Annotated in this window: 2 protein-coding genes; one reads left to right on the plus strand and one right to left on the minus strand. The window is 68.3% G+C overall.

What is annotated here, in order from left to right:
- Nucleotides 1-117: 117 nt before the first annotated feature.
- Complete coding sequence (locus tag IG74_RS0144245) at nt 118-1,140, minus strand: transposase (protein ID WP_051856724.1); 1,023 nt, start codon at nt 1,138-1,140, stop codon at nt 118-120.
- Between the two features lie 186 nt (nt 1,141-1,326).
- Here IG74_RS0144245 and IG74_RS47185 point away from each other — a divergent pair, with 186 nt between their 5' ends.
- Complete coding sequence (locus IG74_RS47185) at nt 1,327-2,574, plus strand: DUF4158 domain-containing protein (protein ID WP_078869650.1); 1,248 nt, start codon at nt 1,327-1,329, stop codon at nt 2,572-2,574.
- Nucleotides 2,575-2,597: the final 23 nt, after the last annotated feature.

Consider the following 2,597-nt stretch of genomic DNA (forward strand, 5'->3'; position numbering starts at 1 on the left):
AGGAGAAGCACTACGCCGAGCGAGTACCGGCCAAACGAACGAACCTGAAACCCCGTCAACCCGCCCTGACCAGCTGATCAGCACCTCCCGCACGACGACTCTGCTGGCCAATTCACATCACAGGGCGACAGGCGTGAGTGAGTGGTGGAGGATGGCGAGTCTTGTGGTCCAACTGCTCTTGGAGGTAAGGCCGTTGAGCCAGGCATCGACACGGATGATGTTCAGGGCGAGTGCGGTCAGGATGTGCTGGAGATGGATCCGCTCGAGCCCTCGGTAGCGGGCGTGATGGATATTGCTGCGCCGGGATGCCTGGGCGATGGCGCCCTCGACCCCGGAACGCTGGGCGTAGAGCTTCTTCCATGTGTCCGTGGCTTGTTCAACGCGGATCCGCTGCTGGGCTTCGTACTGTGCGCGGGGACGGAGAGTCAGGGACCGGCCAACGGCGTTCGCCCGGGTGCAGCGAGGGCGATCAGGACAGCGGAAGCAGCCGGTGGGCGGGAAGGCGACGTGAATGACGGCAAGTCCGTCCCGACTGACGTCGTTCCTCCACGCGCGGGCGGTTTTCCCCTGGGGACAGGTGACCTGGCGCGCTTCCCAGTCGATGGCGAAGTGGCTGAGGTCATAGGCGTCCGGGTTCTGGGCCTGCCAGTGCGAGTCCGACGGCAGCGGTCCGACCAGGGCGATTCCGTGCTCGGCCGCGGCCGTAAGAATGTGGCCGACGCTGATGTAGCCCGCGTCAGCGAGGTGCTCGGCCGGGGCCAGCCCTTCCTGAGCGAGGTCGGTATGGCGACCGGTGACGGTCTCGACATCGGCCAAGGACGCCTCGGTAGTCGCGACATGAACGATCACCTGCGGACACCCTGGCGTGCAGACCTCCGTGACGTGTGCCTTGTAACCGAGCCATCCGTGCCCGCGCTTGTGCCCGTACCGCGCCTGGATGTCGTACGGGCTGCCGATGCGTAACGCGCCGGGCGGCTCGTCGCCCTTCGCGCGACGCTGGACCGTGCTGCCGGTGCGCAGGAACCGCTGCACCCACACCCGCCGCAACACGTCCACGGCCGGCAGCTGCCGCAGCCATCCCGGCGCCGCTGGGGACCAGATGGCCTCCAGCAGCCGGTACCCGTCCTTGCCGACCTGCACGGACAGTTCCTTGCGCGCTGCTTCCGCGCGGGGCAGCAGGTAGTCGGAGGCCCGTTGCTCGTATCGGGGGTCCCGGTAGTACTCGTCGAAAAAGCAACGGAGTAGCCCCTGACCTGGGCCGTTTCCGCCGATCCGGTTCGCTCGTTGGGCTAAACGAGTGAATCCGGTGACGGGAAGGGCGAGCAGATGGCAACACGGGTGTTCTCCGACGAGGAGTTGGAGGCCCTGCGGTCCTTCCCGTCGATCGGCAAGGACGAGCTGATCCGCTACTTCACCCTCACCCTGGCGGATGAGGCGTTCCTGCGGAAGTTCTTGCGTCCTCAGACGGTTCTCGGCGCCGCGGTGCAGTTGTGCACGCTGCCGTGGCTGGGCTTCGTGCCGGACGGGGTTTCCTCTGCTCCACTGGCGGCGGTGGGGCGACTTGCCCGGCAGCTCGGTCTGCCGGTCGAGGTGCTGCGCGGATACGGAGTGTCCCGTGAGCAGACGCGTACGGATCACCTGCGGCAGGTGGCGAAGTATCTGGGCTGGCGGCCGGCGAAGTCGCTGGCGCTGAAGGAGCTGGACGAGTTCCTGCTGGCCCGCGCCATGGAACACGACTCGCCGAGCCTGCTGTTCCGCCTGGGCTGCGAGTACCTGCGCTCGGCGAAGGTGATCCGGCCCGGCGTGGTCATGTTGCTGGAGAAGGTCAGCACGGCCCGTCAGGCCGCCGAGCGGGAGACCCACGCCCGGGTGGCCCACCTGCTGACCGGGGAGGGCGCCCTGGGCCTGGACAACCTGCTGGTCGTCGACCCGGCGCTGCGGTCCACGCGGCTGCACTGGCTGGGGACCGGGCCGGTGCAGGCATCGCCCAACAGCGTGGGCGGCGAGGTGGAGAAGCTGGTGTTCCTGCGCGGCCTGGAGGCGCACAGCCTCGATCTGTCCGCGCTGCCCGCCGAGCGGCGCCGCCACCTTGCCCAGATCGGCCGGCGGCTCACCGCGCAGGCTTTGGAACGACGGGAGGCGAACCGGCGCCACCCGATCCTGCTCACGCTGCTGGCGCAGTCCGCCGTCGACGTCTTGGACTCCGTCGTGCAGCTCTTCGACCAGACGCTGTCCGGCTCGGAGTCGAGGGCGCGGATCAAGCTGCGCGACGCGCTCGCCGAGCGGGCCAAGCTGTCGGAGGACCGGCTGACTCTGCTGGACGAGATCCTGCCGGTGCTCGCCGATGCCGGTATCCCGGACGAGGCGGTGGGCACGCTGCTGCGCGGCAAGATCGGCATGTCGAGACTGATCGCCGCCAACGTCGGGGCCACCGTGCGCCTCCCGCGCGACCACGGGCACCTGCGGCTGCTGGAGGGCTCCTACACCTACATCCGCCAGTGTAACTGGTTAGGTCTGTGGGGCTGGTGGGTGTGCCGGGCTGCAGGTTGGCGGTTGCCGGTGTCCCGGCGTTGAGAGGGCTCCTGGTTTGATCTTGG

Source organism: Streptomyces sp. NRRL B-1347 (assembly GCF_000720325.1).
Lineage (GTDB): Bacteria > Actinomycetota > Actinomycetes > Streptomycetales > Streptomycetaceae > Streptomyces.

Excerpts from the sequence above, each read along its gene's own strand:
- IG74_RS47185 (WP_078869650.1), top strand. The coding sequence starts at position 1,327 with ATGGCAACACGGGTGTTCTCCGACGAGGAGTTGGAGGCCCTGCGGTCC.